We start from the raw sequence: 25290 nt of genomic DNA, 5'->3' as shown, positions 1-25290 counted from the left end.
AGTTACCGGCCTGTTGATGTTGAGTTGGTGGTACTTGCAGACGTCTTGGCCTGGCGATGGTCAGATCTCCACCGAATCCAGCAGGGAGTCGACCGTCGGCTCGATCGCGGCCGCCGCTCGCGCGTCCCGGAACCTGCGCTCGATGCCCAGGTCCCGCCGGAACGCCGCGTCCCCGCACACCTTCATCGCCAGGTCGGTCACCGCGACCGCGGCCTCGGTCGCGGTGACCGCCAGCAGCCGGACCCGGTCGGCGGACCGTTCCGGATGCCACGTCACCGCGGACAGGGTGTCGTTGTAGAGCACCCGAACCGAGTCGGTGCGCAGCCGCATCCGGACCAGATCGGCCCGTGTGCGCGGGTCACCGCCGCCGAGATGTCTCAGCGCCGCGGCCAGCGCACCCTCCATCAGCCCCAGCGACACGGCGGCCCCGAGCACCAGGAACCACGGGAACGCCAGCTCTTCCGACCACAGCTGGTTGGACGCCGGCACCCGCACGGGATCCGCCTCCACGCACGTGGCGACGGTCCCGCGCAACCCCATCCCGGCGTGGTCGGCCGGCACCAGCAGTCCCGGTGCCTGTGCGGGCACCAGGAACAACGCGGCACCGCACGACCAGACGTAGCTGTCCGCCTCACCGGCCGCGATCACCCAGTTCTTGCGCGCCCGCACCTGCACCACGTCGCCGTGCACGGACACCACGCCGTCAGAGCCGAACGCCGCCAACGTCGAGAGGTGCCGACCGGCCGCGATCTCCGCACGCAGCCAGTGCGGACCGGAGCGGTCCAGCACAGCGGCCGCGGAGTAGTGCGAGCGCAACACGGAAGCCGTTGCGCCGCAGACACTTGCGACGTGTTCGACCACTCGCCCGGCCGACCGGAGGTCCTGCCCTCCCCCGCCGACCGTGCGCGAGATGGTCATGCCCAGGATGCCGCTGGCGCCCAGCGAGTTCAGTGCCGCGCGCGGGAATCTGGCCTGTTGGTCGACATCGGCGGCCTGCGGGGCCACCACGTTCTGCACGATGCGGAGCAGGTCCGCGCGATAGGTCACGTTGGCGGGTAGAGAGAGTAGGAGGGGAAGTTGCCGTACGGCCGTTCGTCGGGCGGGCCCTCTGTGACGGCGTGCACCAGCAACGAGCCACCTACGAACGCACCGCGCCACGACGCGCCACGGCCACCGAACACCTCGTCACGGTCACCGCGCGACCGCGGCTTGTTGATCCCGACCTTGAAGGCCTGGACGTCCGCGCTCAACCGCCGTGCCGTGGCCTCGTCGTCGCAAGCCAGCGAGGCGACCAACGCGCCGTTCGAGGCGTTCATCGCGGCCAGCAGCTCGGCCTCGGTGTCCACCAGCACGATCGTGTCGACCGGACCGAACGGTTCGGCGTGGTGCAGCACGGACGACCGCGGCGGGTCGAGGATCGCGACCGGTGCCAGGTAGGCGGCGGTCTGCTGGCCGGGCAGGAACCGGCCGTCGTCGGGTGATCCCCGGTACAGCGGCACGCCACCGGCCCTGATCGCCTCGTCCACGACGTCGCCGAGTTCCTTGGCCTTCGCGTCGTTGATCAGCGGGCCGAAGTCCAGCGTCGGCAGCTCGTCGCCGGGTGAAGCGACGGCGAGCGGGTGACCGAACTTCACGTCCCGTACCGCGGGCAGGTAGACGTTCAGGAACTTGTCGAACAACGACCGCTGCACGACGTAGCGCGGGTAGGCGGTGCAACGCTGCTTGCCGTAGTCGAAGGCCTTGCGGATCTGCGTGCCGAGCATGTCCCACGAGTCGGTTTCCCAGACACCCCAGCAGTTCAGGCCCTCCTGCTCCAGCACGTGCCGGCGCTGGGAGTCGACCAGCCGGGTCGCGATGGCGCTGCCGACGTCGCGACCGCCCACAAAGGACACACAGCCCAGGAACGACGACCCGACCAGCACCGGTGCCAGCTCGGCCCCGCTCCCGCTGACCAGTGTGAACGGCAGTCCCGACCGCACCGCCAGCGCCGTGGCGAGGGTCAGGCAGCTCACGCCGCCGTCGGTCGGTGCCTTGGCGATGACGGCGTTGCCCGCCAACGCCTGCACCAGCATCGCGTGCATCAGCACGCTCATCGGGTAGTTCCAGGAGGCGATGTTGCTGACCGGGCCGTTCAACGGTGTCCGGCCCGCGAGCATTCCGTCGATCTCCTCGACGTACCACCGCACACCCTCGATGCAGCGGTCGACGTCGGCCGTCGCGAGCCGCCACGGCTTGCCGATCTCCCACACCAGCAGCAACGACAGCAGGTCGCGGTGCTCAGTCAGGGCGTTCAGGGCCTCCGAAACGCGCGCTTTGCGTTCCGCGAGAGGCACTTCGCGCCACTCCATGTGCTGCTCGACGGCGGAGACCACCGCGCGGCCCGCGACGTCGAAGTCGAGGAACGGCGGGCCCGCGATGGTGGAGCCGTCGACGGGGGTGGTGGCGGGCATCGGTTCGCCGGAACGGCTCCACCCGCCGCCGAAGTGGTTGAGCAGCCGATCGTCGTGGAACGCTTCCGGTGCGACCTTGACGCACTGCGAATACACGTCGTTCCAGGAAGTTCCGGGCTTGAGGATCAACGACATCGGAGCGCCCTCCCGGTGTCCGGAGAATCAGCGGTTTTGCACGTGTTGCCAGCCGAAGCGGCCCTTGATGCACAGGTTTCCGTGCGTGACAGTGCTTTCGTGCGGTGACGTGACCTTGACGATCTCGTTGTCCTGCACGTGCAGCGTGAGGTTGCATCCGACACCGCAGAACGTGCAGATGGTCGTGGTCTCGGTCTGCTTCGACTCGTCCCACGTGCCGTCTTCGCGCTTGTCGTGCTCGCGCTTGAAGCTCAGCGCACCGGTCGGACAGACCTCGATGCAGTTGCCGCAGTACACGCACGCGCTGTCGGGCAACGGCGCGGAGAACTCGGTCGAGATCCGCGAGTCGAAGCCGCGGCCGGCCACCGAGATCGCGAAGCTGTTCTGCCACTGGTCGCCGCACGCGTCAACGCACTTGTAACACATGATGCACTTGCCGTAGTCGCGGACGTACAGCGGATTGTCCACTATGGTCGGTTGACGTTTCGTGGCGGCGTCCGGCCCGAACCGGGAGGGGTCGGCGCCGCACGCGGACATCCACTCGTCCACGTGCGGCGTGGTGGAGAGGTCCGTCGCGGACCCGAGAAGTTCCAGCACCAGCTTGCGGCTGTGTTGCGTGCGCTCGGAGTCGGTGCGCACGACCATGCCCGGCTCGACCTTGCGCGAGCACGACGGCACCAGCGTGCGCGAACCCTCGACCTCGACCATGCACACGCGGCAGGCGTTGGCGGGCTTCAACGTGTCGCCGTAACAGAGGGTGGGAATCGACTTCCCGGACGCCGTGCAGGCGTCCAGGATCGTCGCACCTTCCGGCACGCGAACGCTTTCACCGTCCAGCGTCAGCTCGACCAGCCGCTTCGGAAGCCCGATCTCGACGATCGTCATTTCGTCGCCTCCTCCGCGTAACCCAGCCGATCAAGAGCCGATTCGATGGCGTTCCACGCTGTCTGACCGAGACCGCAGATGGACGAGTCCCGCATGACCTGCCCGACTTCACGCAACAGCTGGAGATCAGCCGCGCCGGTGCTCAGCGGACGCTTGCCGACGAGCCGGTGCAGCGCCTCTTCCTGCCGCACGGTCCCGATCCGGCACGGCACGCACTGCCCGCACGACTCGTCGCGGAAGAAAGCGGCGATGCGCAACAGGAAGCTGCCCAGGTCAGCGGTGTCGTCGAGCACGAGCACCACACCGGAGCCGAGGGTGGTGCCGGCGGCCCGCGCGTCCTCCAGGGTGAGCGGCAGGTCGAGCTCGTCCGGGCGAACGAACCCGCCTGCCGCCCCGCCGAGCAGTACCGCTCGCAGCTCCCGGCCTGGCGGCACGCCACCCGCCAGATCGAGGAGTTCCCCGAGCGTGGTGCCGAACGGCACCTCGTACACGCCCGGACGACTCACGTTGCCCGACAGGCAGAACAGCTTCGACCCGGTGGACCCGGCGGTGCCGGTCCGGGTGTAGGCCTCGCCGCCCTCCGTGAGGATCACCGGCACGTTCACCAGCGTCTCCACGTTGTTGACCACGGTCGGCTTGCCGAAGAGTCCTGCCTCCACCGGGAAGGGAGGCTTCGACCGCGGCTCACCGCGGAAGCCCTCGATGGAGTTGAAGATCGCGGTTTCCTCGCCGCAGATGTACGCGCCGGCACCGCGGCGGATCTCGATGTCGAACGAGAAACCCTCGTGTCCCATGATGTTCGTGCCGAGGAACCCGCGCTCGCGCGCCTTCGAGATCGCGTTGCGCAACAGGTGCAGCGCCAGCGGATACTCGCCGCGCAGGTACAGGTAACCCTTCGAACACCCCGCGGCGAACCCGGCGATCGTCATCGACTCGATCACCGAGAACGGGTCGCCCTCCATGAGCAGCCGGTCCTTGAACGTGCCGGGCTCGCTCTCGTCGGCGTTGCACACCAGGTAGTGCGGCCGGACGGGCTGGCGTGCGGTCGCGTCCCACTTGCGTCCCGTCGGGAACGCCGCACCACCGCGGCCCATCAGCTTGGCGTCGGTGACCTCGCGGATCACGCCGGACGGGCCCAGGAGGAGGGCCGTCCGCAACGCCGTGTAGCCGCCCGTCGCCCGGTAGTCGTCCAGCGACTCCGGATCGACGACGCCGACCCGTTCGAGCAGCCGCAGGCCGGGGTCACCGGCCTGTGGCACCTCCGCGCGCCCACCTTCGGAGTGGGAGGGACCAGCGGCCGCCACCGCGATCACCTCGCCGGCGTGGGTGGGCGCCAGGAGTTGCTCCTTCGCCACCTCCCCCGCCTCGAACGCGAGCGCCGCCGGAGCCTTCTCGCACACCCCGAGACAGGGGCTGCGCAGCCAGCCGCTCCGCGTGCCCGCCGGCCCGAGCTCGTCGGTCAGCCTGTCGCACAACGCTTTCGCGCCGTTGACCTGGCAGGCCAGGTCGACGCAGACGTGCACGATCTTCGCCGGCCGTTCGGTCAGCGAGAACAGCGAGTAGAAGCTCGCCACGCCGTACGCCTCGGCCGGTGGGACGTGCAGCACGCGGCAGATGTGGTTCAGCGCGCCCTGACTGATCCAGCCGACCCGGTCGTTGACGGCGTGCAGGGCGGGCAGCAACTGGTCGCGCCCCATGCCGTTGAACAGGTCCACGACCACGCGTTCGGCCTCGGTGGGCTCGACGTCGAGGAGTTTGAGGTCCACTCAGCCCACCGTCCCGGAAACAGCAGGCACCGGAAGCTTGTCGATGCGCACGGCCGCGGCCTTGTACTCGGCCGTTCCCGCGATCGGGCAGGTCGCCTCGATCGTGATGATGTTGACGTCGATCTCGTCCGGGAAGTGGAACGTCATGAACACGAGCCCCGGCGTGAGCCCGTCGTCGATCCGCACCGGCGCCTGGATCTGCCCGCGCCTGCTGGTGATCCGCACTTCCTCACCGGCCGTGACCCCGAGTGCCGCGGCGTCCTGCGGGCACAGGTCGAGCGTCTCGCCCATCCGCAACGGCGACTCGAACCCGCTCGACTGCACCCCGGTGTTGTAGGAGTCGAGCCGGCGCCCGGTGGTGAGCCGGAACGGGAACTCACTCGTCAGCTCGTCGACGGGCGGGCTGTGCGGCACCGGCGAGAACGTCGCGGGCATCCCGCGTTTCACCGGGTCCTCCTCCCACAACCGGCCGTGCAGGAAGCTGGGTTCGAGCGAGTCCTCGCTCGGGCACGGCCACTGGATGCCGCCGAGCTTTTCGAGCCGTTCGTAGGTCATGCCGGTGTGGATCGGCGACAGGCTGCGCAGCTCGTCCCAGACGTCCTCGCCGGTCTTGTGCTGCCAGTCCGCGCCGAGCCGCGTCGCGATCTCACCCATGATCTCGATGTCGTCGCGCGCACCCTCGGGCGGCGTGAGTGCCTTGCGCACCCGCTGCACCCGGCGCTCGCTGTTCGTGAACGTGCCGTCCGTCTCGCACCACGCCGCCGCGGCGGGCAACACGACGTGCGCGAGCTGCGCGGTCTTGGTGAGAAAGATGTCCTGCACCACCACGTGGTCCAAGTTGGACAGTCGCTTGATCGTGTGCTCGCAGTCGGCCTCGGACTGCACCGGGTTCTCCCCGATGATGTACACGGTGGTCATGTCACCGCGTTCCATCGCCTCCAGCATCTGGGTGAGGTTCCAGCCCTTGGCGGCCCTGAAGTTCGAGCCCCACGCGTCGTTGAACTTCTTGGCGACGTTCGGGTCCGTGATGTCCTGGAAGCCCGGCAACCGGTCCGGGATGGCGCCCATGTCGCCACCGCCCTGGACGTTGTTCTGCCCGCGCAACGGGTTCAGCCCGGCCCCGTACCGCCCGACCTGCCCGGTCAGCAGCGACAGGTTGATCAGGCTCAGCACGTTGTTGGTGCCGTTGTGGTGCTCGGTGATGCCCAGCGTCCAGCTGAGCTGCCCGCGATCGGCCTTGGCATAGGCGTGCGCGAGCTCGCGGATCAACTCGGCCGGCACCCCGGTCTCCAGTTCGGCGACCGGCAACGTCCACGGCTCGACGGCCTTCACGAACTCGTCGAAACCCTCGGTCGCCCGTTCGACGAACGACATGTTGATGAGGTTCGAGGCGATGATCTCGCGCGCGATGGCGTGGGCCAGCGGAATGTCCGTGCCGACGTTGAGCCGCAACCACTTGTGCGCCCACTTGCCGGTGCTCGTCAACCGCGGGTCGACCACGTACAGCTTCGCGCCCTTGTTGACGGCCTTGAGCACGTGCTGGAAGAAGATCGGGTGCGCCTCACGGGCGTTGGAGCCCCACAGGATGATGAGGTCGGCATCCTCGATCTCCTGGTACGAGGAAGTACCACCACCACTGCCGAACACCTTGGCGAGACCGGCCACACTCGGCGCGTGACACGTGCGGTTGCACGAGTCGACGTTGTTCGTCCCGATCACGGCCCTGGTGAACTTCTGCGCCATGTAGTTCATCTCGTTCGTGGCCCGCGCACAGGAGAACATGCCGAACGCGTCCGGACCCCCGTTGGCCACGTTCCTGCGGAAACCCTCTGCGGCGCGGTCCAGTGCCTCGTCCCAGGTGGCCGGGCGCAGGACGCCCGAGTCGCGCACCAGCGGCTGGGTCAGCCGGACGTAGGGCTCGGTCTTCTTCCGCCTGCTCATACGACACCTCCTGCTCCCATACTGTATGCAATCTTCGGTATGCGCTAGCCCTAGGCGAGAATTCCTCACCTGGGGACACCCCCACCGCGGCAACGGTGGCCTGCCCCAGTGATCATCAGGACCCGGCCCGGTTCACTGCAGGCATGACACCACCGATGTCCAGACGTGCCGCTCTGCGGGGAGCCGCGGTCGCGGTCGCCGCGGGCGCAGTCGTCACCCCGCCCGCAACCGCGGCCTCCACCGAGCAACGAGGTGAGCAGGCCCGGCAGTCGTTCACCGTGCGCGACAACAGGGGGCGGCAGCGCGTACTGGCCGACACGCGACGCCCGCCCGTGATCATCGGTGGCACGGTGATCCCGGCCGAGCAGCGCCAGGGGCCCGAGCACGGCACCTACCTGATCTTCAACGACGAGAACGGCTCCGAACGCGGTGGCGTCGTCGCGGGAGCCTCGGAGGCCAGCTTCTCCCTCGACTACGTCAACGCGCAGGCGCTCACCCTGGGCGCCAAGTGGCAGGGCGAGCACGGCGCGACCGCGTTGTTCTTCAAACAGATGCCCGACCCGCGCCTGCCTGTCGGGCGGACACCGCCGATGCCCACCAGGGTCGAGCTGGTCTGGTCGACCGCGGACGGCGCGGTGCTCGCGCTCAACGACTCGAAGGGCAGGCCCCGCATCGTGCTCTCGGTGGACGCGCAGGACGTGCCGAGCATCCGCGTGCTGGACGAACGCGGTGCCGTGGTCGGCAGCGTTCCCCTCGCCGAGCCGCCTGCGGTGCGCTAGCCGCGCACGGCGTACGAGTGCGCGCCCGTGCCCGCGAGCTTGCCGCCGTCGACGATCAGGTACTCGTCCCGGATCGGCGTTCCCGCGCAGAACGACTCCAGGATCTCCCTGGTACCAGCGGCATAGCGCGCCTGCGCGGACAACGAGCTGCCCGAGATGTGCGGCGTCATGCCGTGGTGCGGCATCGTCCGCCACGGGTGGCCGGACGGCGCGGGCTGCGGGAACCACACGTCACCCGCGTACCCGGCCAGCCGACCGCTCTGCAACGCCCGCACGACGGCGTCCCGGTCGGCGATCCGCGCTCGTGCGGTGTTGATGAGGTACGCACCGCGTTTCATGGAACCGATCAGCTCGTCGTCGAACAGGCCTTCGGTCTCGCGGTGCAGCGGCGCGTTGATCGTCACGACGTCGCAGTGCGGCACCATGTCCGCGGCCGAGGCGTGGAAGGTCAGCCCGAGCTCCTCCTCCACCTCCAGGGGCAGCCGGTGCCGGTCGGTGTAGTGCAGGTGCATGTCGAACGGCGCGAGCCGGCGAAGCACCGCCAGTCCGATGCGGCCGGCCGCGACGGTGCCGACGTGCATGCCCTCGACGTCGTACGAGCGCGCCACCGCGTCGGCGATGTTCCAGCCGCCGTCCAGCACGATCTGGTGGGCCGGCAGGAAGTTTCGGACCAGGTTCAGGATCGACATCACCACGTGCTCGGCGACGCTGATGCTGTTGCAGTAGGTCACCTCGGCGACTGTGACGCCGTGCGCGATGGCCGCGTCCAGGTCGACGTGGTCCGAGCCGATGCCCGCGGTCGGCGCGAGCTTCAAACGGGGAGCGCGGGCGAAGCGTTCTGCGGTCAGGTAGGCGGGCCAGAACGGCTGGGAGATCACGACGTCCGCGTCCGCCAGCTCGCGGTCGAAGACGGAGTCGGCGGAGTCCTTGTCCGAGGTGACGACCAGCTCGTGACCTGCCGCCTCCAGGAACGACCGCAGGCCCAGCTCACCGGACACGCTGCCGAGCAGGTGGCCGGGCGTGAAGTCCACGGAGGACGGAGTGGGCAGGGTCTGGCCACCGGGGTAGCCGGGCAGCGCCGGCAGGTCGTCCCTGGCGTACGTCTTCGGGTAGCCGGTAACCGGGTCGTCGTAGAGAACGCAGAGAATCTTCATGCCCTCCAGCATCGGAGCACCACCGGTGGCACGTCCAAGCGAAAGTTCCTATCCCGTCATAGCTCGCGTCTATCAAGATGCTTGTGCAGCATGCGATCCAGCTCCCCGCGCACGTCAAGACCGCGGGTCAGCCCGAGCATCGCCCGCGCCAGCAGGGAAACCTGGTCTCCCACGACGAGCCCGATCTGCGGCACGCGCTGGGGATCCTCGATCCGCACGACGCGCATTCCCTCGGGCGTCCCGAACATCTGCAACCACGCGTGCGCGATGACCGAAGACCACTTCCGGGTGGCCACATGCGCGTACAGCGTCGCGACGGTGTCGGCCTCGATCACCGGCACCGGCTGCACACCGGCGTCCGCGAAGATCCCGTCGAGAATCCGCCGGTTGCGCATCTTCGAGGTCAGCAAGCACAACGGCAGCGCGGCGACGTCGGCCCACCGCGCCACCGGACGGGAGGCGATCTCCTCGTCCGCGGGCGTCAGGAGCACGTACCGTTCCTCGTACAACGGCCTCGCGCGCACCGAGCTGTCGACGTAGGTCAGCGCGATGTCGAGCTCGAACTCGTCGAGCCGCCGCACGATCTCCCGCGACGGCAACGACTCCAGCGTCACCCGCACGTGCGGGTACCGCTCGCAGAACGGCGTGGTCAGCAACGGAGCCGCCGGCAGGGCCGTCGGTATCGCACCGATCCGCAACACACCCGACAGGGATTCGCGCATGCGCGACAGGTCCTGCCGCAGGGCATCGCGGTCCGCGAGCATGCGATGCGCCCACAACAGGACCCGTTCACCCTCCGGCGTCAGCGACTCGAACCGGCGGCCCCTGGACACGATCGGCACCCCGAGCTCGCGTTCGAGTTTGCTGATCGCCGCCGACAGCGACGGCTGGGACACGTGGCAGGCCTCCGCGGCGCGCGCGAAGTGGCGTTCACGGGCCAGGGCGACCAGGTATTCCAGCTGTCGCAGCAGCAACTCAGGACACCAGCGACGTGCGAGACAGCAGGTCGATCGCCGCGTAGACGTGCCGCAGCGTCGGTGCCGGCACGCGGGTGAGCTCGGCGATCTCCACCACGGCGGCGATGATCGCGTCGATCTCCAGCCGCTTGCCGGCCTCCAGGTCCTGCAGCATCGACGTCTTGTGGTGCCCGACCCGCCGGGCGCCGTCGATGCGCTTGTCGATCGAGATCCGCGGATCGCAGCCCGCGGCCCGCGCGATGGTCAGGGTCTCGGCCATCATCTGGGCCACGAGGTCGCGGCTGTCGTCGTGGTCGCAGATCTGCACCATGGTCGCGCGGGTCAGGGCGCTCAGCGGGTTGAACGCCACGTTGCCCATCAGCTTGATCCAGATGTCCTCGCGGACGTCCTTCTCCACCGGGCACTTCAGCCCGCCCGCGATCATCGCCTCGCTCAGCGCGACACACCGCGCCGAGATGCTGCGATCAGGCTCGCCGATCGAGAACCGGGTGCCCTCCAGGTGACGGATCACCCCGGGGGCCTCGATCTCGGTCGAGCAGTAGACGACACAGCCGATCGCCCGTTCCATCGGCAGCACGGCGGTGACCGAGCCACCGGGGTCCACGGCCTCGATCCGGTGTCCCTCCAGGGGATGTCCGGTCATGCCGTGGAAGTACCACCACGGGATCCCGTTCTGCGCCGCGATCACGGCGGTGTCCGGTCCCATCAGCGGTGCCAGCAGATCGCCTGACGACGCGTACGAGTACGCCTTCAGACCGAGGAAAACGTAGTCGACCTCGCCCACTTCGGCGGGATCCGAAGTCGCATGTGGACGCGCGGTGAAATCACCACGCGGACTCAGCACCCGCACGCCGTGCTCCCGCATGGCGGCGAGGTGGGGTCCACGCGCGATCAGGTGGACTTCCACGCCCGCACGATGCAAGGCCGCACCGACGTAGGCACCGATCGCTCCGGCTCCGAGAACAGCGATCTTCATAGCACGTCCCGCCCTGCTTGATCAGGTACGCAAGATTGCATACAGTATACGGACAATACGACCAGAGTGGTAGAAGTGCTTTTTGCATACCAAAAGCTGTATTCTGTGCCGCATGACCTCTTTGCCCAGTGGCCGCCGGGCCGCCCGCGGTTCACTCAGCGCCGCGGCGAGCCGCCGGGTCGAACGGCCGGCACCGCTGCGACAGGCCGTCTACGACGCCCTGCTCGAGCTCATCGTCAACCGCACCCTCGCGCCCGGCCAGCACCTGGTCGAGGCCGAGCTCGCCGAGTACCTGGGCGTGAGCAGGCAGCCGGTCCGCGAGGCGCTGCAGCGACTCCAGACCGACGGATGGGTCGACCTGCGGCCCGCCCAGGGCGCCTTCGTGCACACCCCGACCGAGGAGGAGGCCGACCAGCTGCTCGCCGTGCGCAGCGTGCTGGAGACCTACTCCGCCAAGCTCGCGGCCGAACACGCCACGCCGTCCGACGTGAAGATCCTGCGGAAGCTGCAGCACGCCGGCGAGGAGGCACTGGTCACCGCCAACGTCGAACGCCTGGTCAAGGCGAACGCCGACCTGCACGCCGCCATCGCGGCGATCGGCCGCAACAAGGTCCTGTCCGAGATGATCGGGCTGGTCGACCGCCGGGTGCGGTGGTACTACACCCCGATCGCCCGCCCGCGCAGCGGCGACTCCTGGAAGGAGCACGCCGAGCTGGTCGCCGCCATCGCCGATGGTGACGTAGAGCTGGCAGGCGAAGTCATGCACCGCCACGCGGAGCAGACGCGGATCACCTATCACGACCGCAAGACCACGGAGAGCGACTAACTCATTACGCTCAGATCACCCGAAATCGGTCATTTGGTGCCACACGGGTGATCCGCGACACGATGGTCGTGGATTGCATACAAAACGCAGTATGCTGAATGTCGGCAGGGACGGGATCAACGAGGACCCCAATGGGCAGCTCACCGAGTGGGTACCCAGGAGCGAAGACCCCGGCCGCAACCCTGCACCTCCCGTGCGACAGTGCCTGTTGGGCTTGTGCGCGCCTCGGGAGCCACCATCGACAGGAGGAAGACCATGTCCCGCTTGAAGAACTTCGCGCGTTCGCTCACCCAGCCGCGTGGGGGCGCCTCCGCCGACGGCCGCGCGATCGGCCTCGGACTGTCCACCGCGCTGAACGAACAGCGCAAGGACGCCGAGGCCGTCGCGGCCGTGGCCAAGACGCTGCGTCCCGACTCCGAAGGCAAGGACGCCGAGGGCCACACGATTCACGGCTGAGCACCCTCGACTCGTTGCTGGGAGCTCTCGGCCTCGACCTCCTCCACGGCGGCGCGCGCCGCCCTGCGAGAGGTGTGCAGGCTCCACACCGTGGTGATCGCGAGCGTCAGCACGATCACGCCGAGAGACGCCACGATCGGGATCTCCGGCGCCCAAGGAACACCGTGGTGGTGCATCGCCTCCAGGACCAGCTTGACCCCGATGAACGCGAGCACCACCGCAAGGCCCTTGCTGAGGTGCACCAGGCGATCCAGGAGACCACCCACCAGGAAGAAGAGCTGGCGCAGGCCCATCAGCGCGAACGCGTTGGCGGTCAGCACCAGGTACGGCTCCTTGGTGAGTCCGAAGATCGCGGGGATGGAGTCCACCGCGAACAGCAGATCCGTGGTGCCGACCGCGACCATGACGATCAGCAACGGACTCGCGCGCGGAAAGACCTTCCGCACCGCGCGCAGGGCCGCGTTCTCGGAGAACTCGGCTTCCTCACTCTCGTTGTGCGCCACCAGCTTCCACGCGGTGTAGATGAGGAACGCACCGAACACGTAGAAGAGCCAGTCGAACCGGGAGATCGCCTCGGCACCGACGGCGATGAAGATCGCCCGCAGCAGCAACGCCAGCAGGATGCCGACGATCAGCACCTTCTGCCGCTGCTCCCGCGGCACCGCGAACCGGGCCATGATCAGCACGAACACGAACAGGTTGTCGACGCTGAGGGAGTACTCGGTGATCCAGCCGGCGAAGAACTCGCCGCCGTGCTGCCCACCGGCGAACAGCGTCACGCCGAGTCCGAAGAGGACGGCCAGGCCCACGTAGAAGACGACCCAGCAGACCGACTCGCGGAACGACGGCTCGTGGGGCTTGCGCACCACCAGGTAGAAGTCGAACGCGATCACCAGGGCGAGTCCGCCCATGGTCGCGATCCACACCCAGACGGGCAGATCCAACATCCTTGGCTCCTTCGGCGGAAGGGAAGGTCAGCGGGAGGCGGTGGCGTCCGAACGCTGTCGCAGCCGCGCCGCGATCCGTTCGTGCAGCCACAGGAAGCCGATGGCCCAGCCGAAACTCACGATCCCCTGGTAGGCGAGGAAACCGGCCAGGTCCGCTGGCAGGCGAACCTGACCGGTGAGCACCAGGCTCACGGTGACCTCGTGCACCAGCCGGGCCGCGGGGAACGCGACCAGCCAGTAGAGAGCTACCGGAGCGAACCGCCCCGCCGGGAGTCGGCCCGCCGCCACCAGCAGGCCGAATCCACCACCGAACGCGCCCAGCGGCAGGCCGAGCGCCACCATCGTCACGAGAGCCCACCCGAGCGGCTGGCCGACGAGCGCGGCCAGCCCTCCCGCGATGAGCCCCGCCGCGAGCCCGACGAACGCGCCGGGCACCGCTTCTTTCAGAAAGCCTTCGCGGATCCGCTTCATCAGCCCACCACGACCCCGAACTTGATCAGGCTGAAGAACAGCATGCCCAGGTAGAACAAGGCGCCGAAGCCGATGATGAGGTTCGTGATCAGCTTGGGCCGGATGGGTTTGGGCAGCATCCGGTTGTTCACCAGCAGGAGCACCACGCAGTAGGCGCCCATGGCGAACGTCGACAGGAACGCGAGCACGTCGAGGATCGCTCCCGGTCCGTCGGCCGGTCCGAACAGCAGGATCAGGATGCCGAACGTGATGACACCCCAGAGGAATCCCGCGTAGAGGTGCGACATGCGGAACCTCTTCGCGCCCTTGACGAAGTGGTACGTCATGTCCGCCTGGCCGCGCGAGAACGAGTCGAACAGGCCGAGCGTGGCGTTCAGGCCGATCAACGCGATGAACCCGAGGAACACCGCGCCGAGCACCGGTCCGCCCGCTGACGCGAAGGCGTCCGACATGGCGTTGAGCGCAGCCTCGCGTTCACCGGACTCGATGAGCGCCTTGACGTCCGGCGAGGTCCGCGAAGCCGACTGGGCGAGGACCGTGAAAGAAACCGTGACGAGCATCGTGATGCCCCAGAACAACAGCAGGGCGTCGAACGTCACCCAGCGCCGCCAGCCCTTCCACTTGGCCAGCTCCGACTTGTCCTCGGTGTCGAACATGAAGCCGCGGGACGGCATCTGCTCTTCCTCGCCCGCGTGCCGCAACCCGCGCAGCTTCGGGATGTGCGCGCCCATGCCGGCGCCGCTGTCGCGCAGGTGCAGCGTGTACCACATCTGCTGCATGCCGGACGGGCCGGCGAACGCGATCGAGCCGACGATGATCGGGAACCACTCCGGCGACATGGCCTGCGCCGGGAAGTACCCGAACTGGAACATGCCGCTGATCGTGCTGGTCAGGTCGCCCCAGGTGCCGACCATCGCCGCCACCACGGCCGTGCTGACGACGAGCAGTCCGATGAGGATGGACAGCAGGTTCTCGAGCAGGTTGTAGATGACCTTGGCCAGGCTGAACAGGATCCCGACCAGGATCAGGCCGACACAGGCCGACACCGTCCACGGTATGCCGGTGATCTTTTCCAGAGCCGCCGCCCCTGCGGAGAGATGACCTGGCCAGATGTAGACGAGTATCGCCACCACGAAGAAGAACCACATGATCGGTTTGAACACGCGTGCGGCGCCGAAGAAGATGCTCTCGCCCGTCGCCATCGCGTACCTGGCCATTTCCAGCATGACGACGGCCTGCAACGTCACGCCGACCAGGAAGAGCCACCTGATGTCCGGTCCGAAGACCAGCACCAGGCGCGGCCACATGTAGGACTCGCCCATGCCCACGCCGAGCGCCACCAGGAACACCGTGGGACCGAGCAGGTGGATCGACGGTGGTGCGTCTGGCAGTTTCCTGATGGGCATCGCTTCCAGTCGGCCCGCGGGCCAGACGCGCTCCTTCTCAGGGGGCGGGCTGACTTCTGTTCGGGCGACCAGATTTGGATCATCCACGGTTAACAACCTCCAGAGGACCGGCTCTTTCGACTGACCTCCCTGGCGGGTTCGCGACCGTGGGCGTGTCACGGTCGCGGACGGGCCATCTCTCCCTTGCTACACAAGAACCCTGCTGCTACCCAAGCAGACCAGCGGCACGTGCCCACCGGTATTTGGCGCCCAGTACCGCGACAGGTTTCTCCGTTGTGTACGGATACGCAACCACCCCGTTCCGGTACAGGTACTCGCTGGCCTCCTCGACCTGGACGTCGCCGGCGAGCGAGGCGACGACGGGCTTGTGGATGCCGTTCGCCCGGTACTCCTCCACGACGTCGACCACGAGCTTCGCGAACACCATCGGTGGCGTGACGATGGTGTGCCAGTAGCCCAGGATCAGCGAGTGGATGCGGTCGTCCGCGAGTCCGAGCGCGATCGTGTTCCGGTACGTCGAGGGCGGTTCCCCGCCGGTGATGTCGACCGGGTTGCCCGCCGCGCCGAACGGCGGGATGAACTTCCGGAACGCCGCGTCCAGATCGTCCGGAATGGTCATGAGCGACAACCCGTTGTCCACACAGGCGTCCGAGAGCAGCACGCCCGAGCCGCCCGCGCCGGTGATGATGACGACGTTCTCGCCCTTCGGCGTGGCCAGCAGCGGAATGCCGCGCGCGTACTCGAGCAGGTCGTTCAGGCCGGGTGCGCGGATCACGCCGCTCTGCCTGAGGATGTCGTCGTAGACCCGGTCGTTGCCCGCCAGCGCGCCGGTGTGCGAGCTGGCGGCCTTGGCTCCCTGGTCGGTGCGGCCGGCCTTCAGCACGACGACCGGTTTCTTTTCCGAGACCCGTTTCGCCGTTTCCGCGAAGGAACGACCGTCCTTCAGGTCTTCCAGGTGCATCGCGACGAGCTGGGTGTTCGGGTCCTGCTCGAAGAACGTCAGCAGGTCGTCCTCGTCGATGTCGGCCTTGTTGCCCACACCGACGATCGCGGAGACGCCCATGCCCGCGGAACGGCTGAATCCGAGGATTGCCATACCGATTCCGCCACTCTGCGACGACAGCGCGACTCCGCCCTTGACGTCGTACGGCGTGCAGAACGTCGCCGAGAGGTTCTCCGGCGTGTAGTAGTAGCCGTAGATGTTCGGACCGAGGATGCGCACGCCGTGCTTGCGCGCGATCTCCACGATCTCGTTCTGCAGCTCGACGTTGCCCGTCTCGCCGAACCCGGACGGGATCATGATCGCGCCGGCGACGCCCTTCCTGCCGACTTCCTCCAGCGCGGCCGGCACGAACTTGGCCGGGATCGCGAACACCGCGACGTCGACGTCTCCCGGCACGTCGGCGATGCTCGCGAACGCTTTCCTGTCCAGGATCTCGTCGGCCTTGGGGTTGATCGGGTAGATGTCGCCCCGGAACCCGCCGTTGACGAGGTTCTTCATCACCGAGTTGCCGATCTTGCCCTCTTCGTTCGAGGCACCGATCACGGCGACTGCGGCCGGCTTCATGATCCGGTTCATCGAGGCGAGGATCTCGTCCTGGGTGAACCGGTGCGGCTGGATCGCGGCGTTCTCGTCCACGAGGATCCGGACGTCGACCGCGGTGGCGCCACCGGGAGTGGCGAGCACCGGGTTGAGGTCGACCTCCGCGAGCTGCGGGAAGTCGGTGACCAGGGCCGAGACGCGGTGGATCAGGTCGGCGAGCTTGTGCGTGTCGACGCCTTGCGCGCCACGCACTCCGTGCAGGATCTCCGCGGCGGCGATGCCGTTGACCATGGACAGCGCCTCGGAGGCGCTCGTGGGCGCCAGCCGGAACGTGACGTCCTTGAGCACCTCGACCAGCACACCGCCGAGACCGAACGCGACGATCTTGCCGAACGTCTCGTCGGTGGTGGCGCCCACGATCACCTCGTGGACGTCCTTGCCGGTCGGCAGCTGCTGCTGGACCTGGACGCCGGTGATCTCGGCGTCGGCCAGGTAGTTCTTGGCGTTGTGGATGATCGTGCGGTAGCCGTCGGCCACCTCACTGGCGTTGCGCAGGCCCACCAGGACGCCGCCGGCCTCGGTCTTGTGCAGGATGTCCGGTGAGACGATCTTGAGCACGACCGGGTAGCCGATCTCCTCGGCGAACGCGACGGCGCCCTCCGACGACTTCGCCAGCGCCTCGGCCGGGGTCGCGATCCCGTAGGCGTCGCAGACCCGCTTGCCCTCCGGTGCGGTGAGCGACGACCGTCCCTCCGCCCGCACCTTCGCGAGTACGTTCTCGACCGCGGCGCGGTCGTAGTCGTTGTCCGGCATGAGATTTCGTCTCCCTAAGGGTTCAGATGACGCCGGCGGTGCGCAGTTCGGCCAGTCGTTCGGTGCTGTAGCCCAACGCCCCGAGCACTTCGTCGTTGTGCTCACCGAGCAGCGGCGGGCGCCTCATCTCGACGACCGAGTCGGAGAGCTTGAGCGGGTTGCCGACCGTCTTGAACGTGCCGCGCTCGGGATGCTCGACCTCGACGACGGTGCCCAGTTCGGCCAGCGTCGCGTCCTCGATGATCTCCTTTGTGGACAGAATGGGTCCGCACGGGATGTTGTGGGCGTTGAGCTTGTCCATCACCTCCCACTTGGTGTGCTTCTCCGTCCACTCCTCGATCAGCGCGAACGCCTTGTCCAGCTTGGACAACCGGACCTCGGGCGTGGCCCAGGCCGGGTCCTCGGCGAGCTCGGGCCTGCCGATCAGCTCGGTCAGCGGCTTCCACCCGACCGGCTGGATGATCACGTAGATGTAGTCGTTGGGGCCGCCGGGGGCACAGCGCACCGCCCAGCCGGGCTGGCCACCACCGGATGCGTTGCCGGAGCGGGGCACCTCGTCCCCGAACTGCTCGTTCGGGTACTCCCCCAGCGGCCCGTGGGCGAGCCGCTGCTGGTCGCGCAGCTTCACCCGGCACAGGTTGAGCACGGCGTCCTGCATCGCGACCTGGACGCGCTGCCCGCGGCCGGTGTTGGTCCGCTGGTACAGCGCGGCCAGGATCGCGGCCACCAGGTGGATTCCGGTACCGGAGTCGCCGATCTGCGCGCCGGTGGCGAGCGGCGGTCCCTCCTCGAACCCGGTGGTGCTCATCGAGCCGCCCATGGCCTGCGCGATCACCTCGTACGCCTTGAAGTCGGCGTAGCGGCCGGGCCCGAAGCCCTTGATCGACGCGTAGATCAGCTTCTCGTTGAGAGCCTGCAGCTTCTCCCACGGGTAGCCGAACCGTTCGACGACGCCGGGGCCGAAGTTCTCGACGAGGACGTCGACGTCACCGATGAGCTTCTCGAAGACCTCTTTGCCTTCCGGGGCCTTCATGTTCAGCGTGATGCTTCGCTTGTTGCAGTTGAGCATCGTGAAGTAGAGACTGTCCACTTCGGGCAGATCACGCAGCTGACCACGCGTGATGTCACCGCGTCCCGGCGTTTCCAGTTTGATGACGTCCGCACCCAGCCAGGCGAGCAGCTGGGTCGACGACGGTCCGGACTGCACGTGCGTCATGTCGAGGACTTTGACGCCCTCCAGGGCCTTGGCCATCTCAGCTCACCTACTTGTACATCGTCTGGTTCATGGTTCCGGGCGCGTACACGTCGGGGTCGATCCACACGTTGATCAACGAGGGCTTGCCCGACTCGCGGGCGCGCTGCAGAGCAGGGCCGATGTCCTTGGGATCGCGGACTTCCTCGCCGTAGCCGCCGAGCATCTTGGCGAACTGGTCGTACTTCACGTCCCCGAGCGTGTTGCCGACGCGCTCGCGTTCGAGGCCGTACTTGGCGGCCTGGCCGTAGCGGATCTGGTTCATCGACGAGTTGTTGCCGACGATGCCGACGAACGGCAGGTTGTAGCGGACGAGCGTCTCGAAGTCCCAGCCGGTGAGGCTGAACGCGCCGTCGCCGAAGAGCGCGACGACCTCCTTGTCCGGCCGCGCGAGCTTCGCGGCGAGCACGAACGGGATGCCGACACCGAGCGTCCCGAGTGGACCGGGATCCATCCAGTGGCCGGGCGACTTGGGCTGCACGACCTGACCGGAGAACGTGACGACGTCGCCGCCGTCACCGATGTAGATGGAGTCCTCGGTGAGGAAGTCGTTGATCTCGCTCACCAGCCGGTACGGGTGGATCGGCATGTCCTCGGAGCGCAGGTGCTCCAGCCGCTTCTGCCTGGCCTTCTCCTCGACCGCCTGCAGCTCCTCCAGCCACACCTTGCGGCCCATCGCGCCGTTGTCCTCGCGGCCGGACGCGGCCTGCGTGACGCTGGACAGCACCAGGTTCGCGTCGCCGACGATGCCGAGGTCGACGTCGCGGTTCTTGCCGACCGTGCGGTAGTCCAGGTCGATCTGGACCACCGTCGCGTTCTGCGAAAGCCTGCGGCCGTAGCCCATCCGGAAGTCGAACGGGGTGCCGACGATGACGATCACGTCGGCGTTGTCGAAGGCGTACCGGCGCGACAGCTGGAAGTGGTGCGGGTCGCCGGGCGGCAGGGTGCCGCGACCCGCGCCGTTCATGTAGGCGGGGACGTTGAGGGTGCGGACGAGTTCGATCGCGGAGTCCGTGGCGCGCGTCGTCCACACCTGGCTGCCCAGCAGGATCGCCGGCTTCTTGGCGTGCACCAACAGGTCCGCGAGCTTCTCGATGTCCGCCGGGTCGCCGACGCTGCGGGTGGAAGCGCGGTAGTGCCCGGCCTGCGGGATGCGGGCCGTGCTCAGCGGCACCCTGGCGTCCAGGACGTCGCGCGGGATCTCCAGGAACGAGGGGCCGGGCGCGCCGGCGTTGGCCTCGCGGAACGCCATCGACACCATGTCCGCGATGCGGGCGGTGTGCGGGACGTTCGCGGCGAACTTGGTGATCGGCGTCATCATGTCGACGTGCGGAAGATCCTGCAGTGAGCCCATCTTGTGCTGGCTCAACGCACCCTGGCCGCCGATCAGCAGCATCGGGCTCTCCGCGCGGAACGCGTTGGCGACGCCCGTGACGGCGTCGGTGGTGCCGGGCCCCGCCGTGACGACGGCGCAACCGGGCTTGCCGGTGATGCGGGCGTAGCCGTCGGCCGCGTGGGCCGCGACCTGTTCGTGTCGTACGTCGACGACGGCGATGCCCTCGTCCACGCAGCCGTCGTAGATGTCGATGATGTGCCCGCCGCACAGCGTGAAGATGGTGTCGACGCCCTCGGCCTTGAGCGCCTTGGCTACTAGATGGCCACCAGAAATCGACCCAGATTCCGGCACTGCCTCCGCGGAACTCGTCATCGGCGATCAGCTCCCCTTGGCGCTTCGACTGTAGATTGCATACCGTATGAGGTAGGCATATCGTTACTCCGCTACCAACCGGATGTCCAGAGATGGCCGCAAGTTTTCGGCGAGAGGACGCAGACGGTGGATCTTTTCGAACATGAGGCGCGGAACCTCTTCGAGCGCCATGGAGTGCCCGTTCCGCGCGGTTTCGTGGCGGACACTCCTGAATCCGCGCGCGAGGCAGCCGTACAGCTGGGCGACACCGTGGTCGTCAAGGCTCAGGTGAAGACCGGCGGGCGCGGCAAGGCGGGCGGCATCAAGCTCGCTTCGACGCCTGACGAAGCTTTCATCGCGGCCTCGGCCATCCTGGGCATGGACATCAAGGGCCACACCGTGCACAAGGTGCTGGTGACCGAGGCGAGCGAGATCGCCGAGGAGTACTACCTCTCGTTCCTGCTGGATCGTGCCAACAGGACGTTCATCGCGATGGCGTCGGCGACCGGTGGCATGGAGATCGAGGAGATGGCGGACTCGATCACACGAATGCCAGCTTCGTCCTTCGACGCATCGGCCGTGTTTTCACCGGAAATCGCCGCGCAGGTGAACGAGATCGCTTCCGCTTTGTGGAAGGTCTTCGTTTCCGAGGACGCGACTTTGGTGGAGGTGAACCCGCTGGCGCTCACCAAGTCCGGCAAGGTCCTCGCCCTGGACGGCAAGGTGACGCTGGACGACAACGCGTCGTTCCGTCACTCCCGCACCGATTCAGGAGCGGAGGGTGACCCGCTGGAGGTGCGGGCCGCCGAGAAGGGCCTGAACTACGTCAAGCTCGACGGCACGGTCGGTGTCATCGGCAACGGCGCGGGTCTCGTCATGTCCACATTGGACGTCGTGGCGCTGGCCGGTGCCGCGCCCGCGAACTTCCTCGACATCGGCGGCGGCGCCTCGGCCCAGGTGATGGCCGACGGGCTCGACGTCATCCTGTCCGACCCGTCGGTGCGCAGCGTGTTCGTGAACGTCTTCGGCGGCATCACCGCGTGCGACGCGGTGGCGGACGGAATCGTGCAGGCACTCGGTCTGCTGGGCGACCGCGCCGACAAGCCGCTGGTCGTGCGGCTGGACGGCAACAACGCCGAGGCGGGCCACCGCATCCTCGACGCCGCACGACACCCGCTGATCACCGTGGCGCACACGATGGACGACGCGGCGGGCCGTGCCGCCGCGCTCGCCGGCGCCGGTGAGGAGTCCTGATGGCGATCTTCCTCGACGAGCACAGCCGCGTGATCGTGCAGGGCATGACCGGATCCGAGGGTGCCAAGCACACCCGGCGCATGCTCGCGGCCGGCACGCGGGTCGTCGGCGGCGTGAACGCGCGCAAGGCCGGCACGTCCGTGGGCTTCGACGACGTGACGCTGCCGGTGTTCGGCACGGTCGCCGAGGCGATGGAGAAGACCGGCGCCAACGTGTCGGTGCTCTTCGTGCCGCCTGCCTTCACCGGCGACGCGGTGATCGAGGCGGTCGACGCCGGGATCGGCCTGGCCGTGGTGATCACCGAGGGCGTCCCGGTCCACGACACGGCCCGGTTCTGGGCGCACGCGGCCGGTTCGGCGACCCGGATCATCGGGCCGAACTGCCCCGGCATCATCAGTCCCGGCAAGGCGAACGCGGGCATCATCCCGGCCGACATCACCAAGCCCGGCTCCATCGGGCTGGTGTCGAAGTCCGGCACGCTGACCTACCAGCTGATGCACGAGCTCAAGGACTTCGGCTTCACCACGTGCGTCGGCATCGGCGGCGACCCGATCGTCGGCACCACGCACATCGACGCCATCGCGGCGTTCGAGGCCGACCCGGAGACCGAGCTGATCGTGATGATCGGCGAGATCGGCGGCGACGCGGAGGAACGGGCGGCGGAGTTCGTGCGGGACAACGTGTCCAAGCCCGTCGTCGGCTACGTCGCCGGCTTCACCGCGCCCGAGGGCCGGACGATGGGGCACGCGGGCGCCATCGTCTCGGGGTCCTCGGGCACGGCGGAGGCCAAGAAGCAGGCCATGGAGGCGGTGGGCATCAAGGTGGGCAGGACGCCGTCCGAAACCGCCGCCCTGGCCAGGGCGATCCTGACCAGCTAGCACCCACCAGGCCGCGTACCGACGTCGACTCGTTCGAGTGAAGCAACGCCGCACCCATCACCCTCAGCAACCCTCCCCCTCCTGCCAGCGAGCACGCGGGGACCTTTCGTACTGTCAGAGGGAACGTAGGGTCCCCGCGTGGCAGAAAATGGGGCCGGTGGGGTTTGTGTGAGTGAACGGCGCCACTGTCCACTAGCTCGTACAGAGGGCCTTGTTCGCCACGTCGAACGAGGACGGGGTCGAGTTCATCCCGTTCGTGTTCGTCACCACCGAGGCGTACCGGCCGTCCTCGGTGACCAGCGTGAACGAGTGGTGGCCGGTGGGCAGGGCGCCGTTGTGGCCCCACGCCACCCCGCCGCAGGTCAGCGGAAGCTTGACCAGGGCGAGCCCGTACGTGCCGTTCTGGCCCCAGGTCTGCTTCATCTCGGCGAGCGCCGCGGGTGAGACGACCTGGCCGTTGATCAGTGCCCGGTAGAACCGCTGCAGATCGTCCAAAGTGGACGACATCGAGCCGGCGGTGCTCCAGAACGACAGTTCGATCGCGGTGGTCGCCTCGGTCCAGAAGAAGATCGGGCCGAGGCGGCCGCCGAGGTAACCTGGCAGGAACGGCGTGGGCAGCGCCCGGTTTCCGGGGGCGGGGAACGCCGTGTGCGTGAGACCGAGCGGGTTGATGATCCGTTCGGTGATCGCGGTGCCGGCCGGTTTGCCGGTGAGACGTTCGATCAGCAGGCCCAGCACCAGGAAGCCGACGTTGGAGTAGTTCTGCGCGGCGCCAGGAGCGGACTGGGCCGGCTCGTCCATGGCCGAGCGGACCAGTTCGGCGAGGGTGTACGTGCCGTCCGGGTTCGCCTGGGCGTCGCGGACGTAGTTGACCATGCCGCTGGTGTGCTGCAGCAGCTGGCGGACGGTGATCACGTCGCCGTTGTAGTTGCCGGTGACCACGCCGGGCAGGTAGCGGGAGATCGGCGCGTCCAGCTCGACGCGGTGTTCGTCGACGAGCTGGAGGATCACCGCGGCGGTGAACGTCTTGGTCTGGCTGCCGATCCGGAAGTGGTCGCCGCTGGTGAGCGCACGCTGTTCGTGGATCTTCGCGGTGCCGGCGGAGAGCGTGCCCGCGCGGTACTGCACGGCGGCGCCCGGTCCGGCCACCGCCGCGTACTGGTTGAGCACGGTCTGCACGCCGTCGTCGGCCTTCGCCGGTGCGACGCCGATGAGCAGGAACCCGCAGACGAGTGCTGCGATGCGTTTCACGCGGTGGCCTCCTTGGCCGTCGGGAGCTTCGCCGAACCGCTTTGGGCCTGGTCGCCGATGACCGACAGCGCCTGCTTCACGATCTTCAGCACCGCCTGCGCGCCCTCGACCAGTTTGATCAGGTTCTCGCCGCTGGCCAGCAGTTCGCCGAGCTTCGCCGCGATCTGCACCCCGCAGTCGACGGCGATCTGCACGCACTGCGGGATCGCGACGGCGATGCTCTGCCCGAACGTCGCCGGTGCCGCCGCGATGGCCTCGGTCATGATCGGCACGATCTTGCCGATCGCCTCGGTGATCAGCCGGGTGACCTCGGCGACGACCTGCGCGACCACCTGTCCCGCCTTGATCAGCGCGCTGGCGTTGGTCAGCGCGGTCTCGGCGACGGACAGCACGCCGTCGACGAGTTCCTTGCCGGTCTTGGCGTAGTCGGTGGCGCTCTGGCCGCTCCAGCCGCTGGTCTCGCCGCCGGCCTTGCTCTGGTAGTCCTGGGCGAGTGACGTGGCGGACTTGCCTGCCTTCTCGAACTCGCCCGCGCCCCGCTCGACGCCGTCCGGGTCGCCCTTCAGCTGGTTCAGCGGCTCTTCCAGGAACGAGACCATCGGGGTGAGGAACCCGACGCCCGCGCTGTCCAGGGCCTGCAACGGTTTGCCGTTCGAGCCGAGTTCGCCGAGGTCGGCCTTCGGCGTGGTGGCGAGGCCGGACGACAGCCATTCGTCGCCCGCGATGGCGTTGGTGGTGGTGCGGAGTTCGTTGAGCAGCGCGGCGATCGTGCCCGCTTCCGTCGTGGTGGTGGTCATCGGGCGATCCCGGTGAGGTTGGCGGCGCTGTCGTCGTCGGTGCGCTGGTAGGTGTCTGCGGTCTTCCGCATGCCCTCGCTCACTTTGTCCATTGTGGACGCGACGTGGGCGAACGCTCCGAGCGTCTCCCCCATCGCGCCGCTGAGGCCGGAGGTGAGGAACTGGGCGAACGAGCCGAGCGTCTGCTGGCCGACCTGGTCGGGCAGCGCCGTTCCCGTGGCGGACAGCCGGTCGGCGTACCCGGCGAGCGTCGCGGCGTGACCGCGCAGCTGTTCGTGGTCGACGGTGAAGCTCATCGCACGGCCTCCGGCAGGTGCGACGTGATCTGGTGCAGCGCGTCGCTCTCGCCGAGGTAGCTGGCCATCACCTCGGCCATCCGGGCGCTCGCCAGCCGTTGCGCCTCCCGTGCGGTGCTGACGATCAGCATCGCGAGCGTGTCGACGTCGAGCTTGCGCGCCGCGGGCGTCAGCGCGACGTCGCCGAGCACCCCGCCCGCGTTCACCGTCACGGTGACCTCTCCGCGCGGCGAGGTAGCGCTCGCCCCGACCTCGGCCAGGCTCGCACTGGCGCTCCGCGCGCTGTACGCCACCCGTTCCAGACGTTCCTGGTAGTCCGCCAGCCACTGTGCTGGATCCACTTCTCCCCC

General features: G+C 68.1%; 23 protein-coding genes. 5 read left to right on the top strand and 18 right to left on the bottom strand.

From position 1 onward, the window contains the following. Positions 1-60 precede the first annotated feature (60 nt). From B0F77_RS28450 to B0F77_RS28430, 5 genes are read right to left on the bottom strand one after another with little or no spacing between them, the layout of a single operon-like run. Complete coding sequence (locus B0F77_RS28450) at positions 61-1047, bottom strand: acyl-CoA dehydrogenase family protein (RefSeq protein WP_158102845.1); 987 nt, start codon at positions 1045-1047, stop codon at positions 61-63. After that, on the bottom strand, positions 1044-2585 hold the full coding sequence (locus tag B0F77_RS28445; protein WP_086666067.1) for an aldehyde dehydrogenase family protein: 1542 nt from the start codon (positions 2583-2585) through the stop codon (positions 1044-1046). The genes B0F77_RS28450 and B0F77_RS28445 overlap by 4 nt, the downstream gene beginning before the upstream one ends. 27 nt (positions 2586-2612) lie before the next feature. Further along, a complete protein-coding gene (locus B0F77_RS28440) occupies positions 2613-3470 on the bottom strand; it encodes a 2Fe-2S iron-sulfur cluster-binding protein (RefSeq protein WP_086666066.1) in 858 nt (285 codons plus the stop codon). Then, positions 3467-5236 carry an NAD(P)H-dependent oxidoreductase subunit E gene (locus B0F77_RS28435; RefSeq protein WP_086666065.1) on the bottom strand — a complete coding sequence of 590 codons (1770 nt, stop codon included), beginning with the start codon at positions 5234-5236 and terminating at the stop codon, positions 3467-3469. Before B0F77_RS28435 ends, B0F77_RS28440 begins: the two co-directional genes overlap by 4 nt. After that, positions 5237-7177: a molybdopterin oxidoreductase family protein gene (locus tag B0F77_RS28430; RefSeq protein WP_086666064.1), complete on the bottom strand. Its 1941-nt coding sequence runs from the start codon at positions 7175-7177 to the stop codon at positions 5237-5239. 155 nt (positions 7178-7332) lie between these two features. On the opposite strand from B0F77_RS28430, the gene B0F77_RS28425 reads away from it, so the two are divergent. Beyond that, on the top strand, positions 7333-7956 hold the full coding sequence (locus tag B0F77_RS28425) for a hypothetical protein (protein WP_086666063.1): 624 nt from the start codon (positions 7333-7335) through the stop codon (positions 7954-7956). Here B0F77_RS28425 and B0F77_RS28420 read toward each other — a convergent pair. From B0F77_RS28420 to B0F77_RS28410, 3 genes are read right to left on the bottom strand one after another with little or no spacing between them, the layout of a single operon-like run. Beyond that, positions 7953-9110: an NAD-dependent formate dehydrogenase gene (locus tag B0F77_RS28420; RefSeq protein WP_086666083.1), complete on the bottom strand. Its 1158-nt coding sequence runs from the start codon at positions 9108-9110 to the stop codon at positions 7953-7955. The genes B0F77_RS28425 and B0F77_RS28420 overlap by 4 nt on opposite strands. A gap of 56 nt (positions 9111-9166) precedes the next feature. Next, complete coding sequence (locus B0F77_RS28415; RefSeq protein ID WP_086666062.1) at positions 9167-10084, bottom strand: LysR family transcriptional regulator; 918 nt, start codon at positions 10082-10084, stop codon at positions 9167-9169. A 1-nt stretch (position 10085) separates the two neighbouring features. Beyond that, positions 10086-11063: a 2-dehydropantoate 2-reductase gene (locus B0F77_RS28410; protein WP_086666061.1), complete on the bottom strand. Its 978-nt coding sequence runs from the start codon at positions 11061-11063 to the stop codon at positions 10086-10088. Positions 11064-11175: 112 nt separating this feature from the next. Here B0F77_RS28410 and B0F77_RS28405 point away from each other — a divergent pair, with 112 nt between their 5' ends. Both B0F77_RS28405 and B0F77_RS28400 read left to right on the top strand, forming a co-directional pair. Continuing rightward, complete coding sequence (locus B0F77_RS28405) at positions 11176-11889, top strand: GntR family transcriptional regulator (protein ID WP_086666060.1); 714 nt, start codon at positions 11176-11178, stop codon at positions 11887-11889. A gap of 255 nt (positions 11890-12144) precedes the next feature. After that, a complete protein-coding gene (locus tag B0F77_RS28400; protein WP_086666059.1) occupies positions 12145-12345 on the top strand; it encodes a hypothetical protein in 201 nt (66 codons plus the stop codon). On the opposite strand, the gene B0F77_RS28395 is transcribed toward B0F77_RS28400, so the two are convergent. From B0F77_RS28395 to B0F77_RS28370, 6 genes are all read right to left on the bottom strand, one after another. Further along, entirely contained in the window at positions 12336-13289 is a 954-nt protein-coding gene (locus B0F77_RS28395; RefSeq protein ID WP_211294070.1) for a TerC family protein, read from the bottom strand. The genes B0F77_RS28400 and B0F77_RS28395 overlap by 10 nt on opposite strands. A gap of 30 nt (positions 13290-13319) precedes the next feature. Then, a complete protein-coding gene (locus B0F77_RS28390; protein WP_086666057.1) occupies positions 13320-13763 on the bottom strand; it encodes a hypothetical protein in 444 nt (147 codons plus the stop codon). Beyond that, positions 13763-15169 (bottom strand): Nramp family divalent metal transporter, encoded by a 1407-nt coding sequence (locus B0F77_RS28385; protein ID WP_143466941.1) that lies wholly within the window; start codon positions 15167-15169, stop codon positions 13763-13765. The genes B0F77_RS28390 and B0F77_RS28385 overlap by 1 nt, the downstream gene beginning before the upstream one ends. A gap of 205 nt (positions 15170-15374) precedes the next feature. Then, positions 15375-17525 (bottom strand): acetate--CoA ligase family protein, encoded by a 2151-nt coding sequence (locus B0F77_RS28380; RefSeq protein ID WP_086666055.1) that lies wholly within the window; start codon positions 17523-17525, stop codon positions 15375-15377. A 22-nt stretch (positions 17526-17547) separates the two neighbouring features. Continuing rightward, entirely contained in the window at positions 17548-18777 is a 1230-nt protein-coding gene (frc, locus tag B0F77_RS28375) for a formyl-CoA transferase (RefSeq protein ID WP_086666054.1), read from the bottom strand. A gap of 10 nt (positions 18778-18787) precedes the next feature. Beyond that, positions 18788-20485, bottom strand: a complete 1698-nt coding sequence (locus B0F77_RS28370; protein ID WP_086666053.1) for a thiamine pyrophosphate-binding protein — start codon at positions 20483-20485, stop codon at positions 18788-18790. Positions 20486-20611: 126 nt separating this feature from the next. Between B0F77_RS28370 and sucC the strand changes: the two genes are divergently transcribed. Together sucC and sucD are read left to right on the top strand one after the other, a co-directional pair. Then, positions 20612-21718 carry an ADP-forming succinate--CoA ligase subunit beta gene (sucC, locus tag B0F77_RS28365; RefSeq protein ID WP_086666052.1) on the top strand — a complete coding sequence of 369 codons (1107 nt, stop codon included), beginning with the start codon at positions 20612-20614 and terminating at the stop codon, positions 21716-21718. Next, positions 21718-22596 carry a succinate--CoA ligase subunit alpha gene (sucD, locus tag B0F77_RS28360; RefSeq protein ID WP_086666051.1) on the top strand — a complete coding sequence of 293 codons (879 nt, stop codon included), beginning with the start codon at positions 21718-21720 and terminating at the stop codon, positions 22594-22596. The genes sucC and sucD overlap by 1 nt, the downstream gene beginning before the upstream one ends. A gap of 192 nt (positions 22597-22788) precedes the next feature. On the opposite strand, the gene B0F77_RS28355 is transcribed toward sucD, so the two are convergent. From B0F77_RS28355 to B0F77_RS28340, 4 genes are read right to left on the bottom strand one after another with little or no spacing between them, the layout of a single operon-like run. Continuing rightward, positions 22789-23847, bottom strand: coding sequence for a serine hydrolase domain-containing protein (locus B0F77_RS28355; protein WP_086666050.1), 1059 nt, complete (start codon positions 23845-23847; stop codon positions 22789-22791). Then, complete coding sequence (locus B0F77_RS28350) at positions 23844-24644, bottom strand: hypothetical protein (RefSeq protein ID WP_086666049.1); 801 nt, start codon at positions 24642-24644, stop codon at positions 23844-23846. Before B0F77_RS28350 ends, B0F77_RS28355 begins: the two co-directional genes overlap by 4 nt. Further along, complete coding sequence (locus tag B0F77_RS28345; protein WP_086666048.1) at positions 24641-24940, bottom strand: type VII secretion target; 300 nt, start codon at positions 24938-24940, stop codon at positions 24641-24643. The genes B0F77_RS28350 and B0F77_RS28345 overlap by 4 nt, the downstream gene beginning before the upstream one ends. Beyond that, the gene (locus B0F77_RS28340) at positions 24937-25281 is read right to left on the bottom strand and encodes a YbaB/EbfC family nucleoid-associated protein (RefSeq protein WP_086666047.1); all 345 of its coding nucleotides are present in this window, start codon (positions 25279-25281) and stop codon (positions 24937-24939) included. Before B0F77_RS28340 ends, B0F77_RS28345 begins: the two co-directional genes overlap by 4 nt. Positions 25282-25290: the final 9 nt, after the last annotated feature.

The organism is Lentzea kentuckyensis (assembly GCF_002150765.1).
Taxonomy (GTDB): Bacteria; Actinomycetota; Actinomycetes; order Mycobacteriales; family Pseudonocardiaceae; genus Lentzea; species Lentzea kentuckyensis.
Note: the sequence above shows the minus strand (reverse complement) of the source record. Positions and strands in the feature narration are given on the sequence as shown.

Excerpts from the sequence above, each read along its gene's own strand:
- B0F77_RS28445 (WP_086666067.1), bottom strand. The coding sequence starts at position 2,585 with ATGTCGTTGATCCTCAAGCCCGGAACTTCCTGGAACGACGTGTATTCG.
- B0F77_RS28440 (WP_086666066.1), bottom strand. The coding sequence starts at position 3,470 with ATGACGATCGTCGAGATCGGGCTTCCGAAGCGGCTGGTCGAGCTGACG.
- B0F77_RS28430 (WP_086666064.1), bottom strand. The coding sequence starts at position 7,177 with ATGAGCAGGCGGAAGAAGACCGAGCCCTACGTCCGGCTGACCCAGCCG.
- B0F77_RS28425 (WP_086666063.1), top strand. The coding sequence starts at position 7,333 with ATGTCCAGACGTGCCGCTCTGCGGGGAGCCGCGGTCGCGGTCGCCGCG.
- B0F77_RS28420 (WP_086666083.1), bottom strand. The coding sequence starts at position 9,110 with ATGAAGATTCTCTGCGTTCTCTACGACGACCCGGTTACCGGCTACCCG.
- B0F77_RS28410 (WP_086666061.1), bottom strand. The coding sequence starts at position 11,063 with ATGAAGATCGCTGTTCTCGGAGCCGGAGCGATCGGTGCCTACGTCGGT.
- B0F77_RS28405 (WP_086666060.1), top strand. The coding sequence starts at position 11,176 with ATGACCTCTTTGCCCAGTGGCCGCCGGGCCGCCCGCGGTTCACTCAGC.
- B0F77_RS28400 (WP_086666059.1), top strand. The coding sequence starts at position 12,145 with ATGTCCCGCTTGAAGAACTTCGCGCGTTCGCTCACCCAGCCGCGTGGG.
- B0F77_RS28390 (WP_086666057.1), bottom strand. The coding sequence starts at position 13,763 with ATGAAGCGGATCCGCGAAGGCTTTCTGAAAGAAGCGGTGCCCGGCGCG.
- B0F77_RS28385 (WP_143466941.1), bottom strand. The coding sequence starts at position 15,169 with ATGCCCATCAGGAAACTGCCAGACGCACCACCGTCGATCCACCTGCTC.
- B0F77_RS28380 (WP_086666055.1), bottom strand. The coding sequence starts at position 17,525 with ATGCCGGACAACGACTACGACCGCGCCGCGGTCGAGAACGTACTCGCG.
- frc (WP_086666054.1), bottom strand. The coding sequence starts at position 18,777 with ATGGCCAAGGCCCTGGAGGGCGTCAAAGTCCTCGACATGACGCACGTG.
- B0F77_RS28370 (WP_086666053.1), bottom strand. The coding sequence starts at position 20,485 with ATGACGAGTTCCGCGGAGGCAGTGCCGGAATCTGGGTCGATTTCTGGT.
- sucD (WP_086666051.1), top strand. The coding sequence starts at position 21,718 with ATGGCGATCTTCCTCGACGAGCACAGCCGCGTGATCGTGCAGGGCATG.
- B0F77_RS28350 (WP_086666049.1), bottom strand. The coding sequence starts at position 24,644 with ATGACCACCACCACGACGGAAGCGGGCACGATCGCCGCGCTGCTCAAC.
- B0F77_RS28345 (WP_086666048.1), bottom strand. The coding sequence starts at position 24,940 with ATGAGCTTCACCGTCGACCACGAACAGCTGCGCGGTCACGCCGCGACG.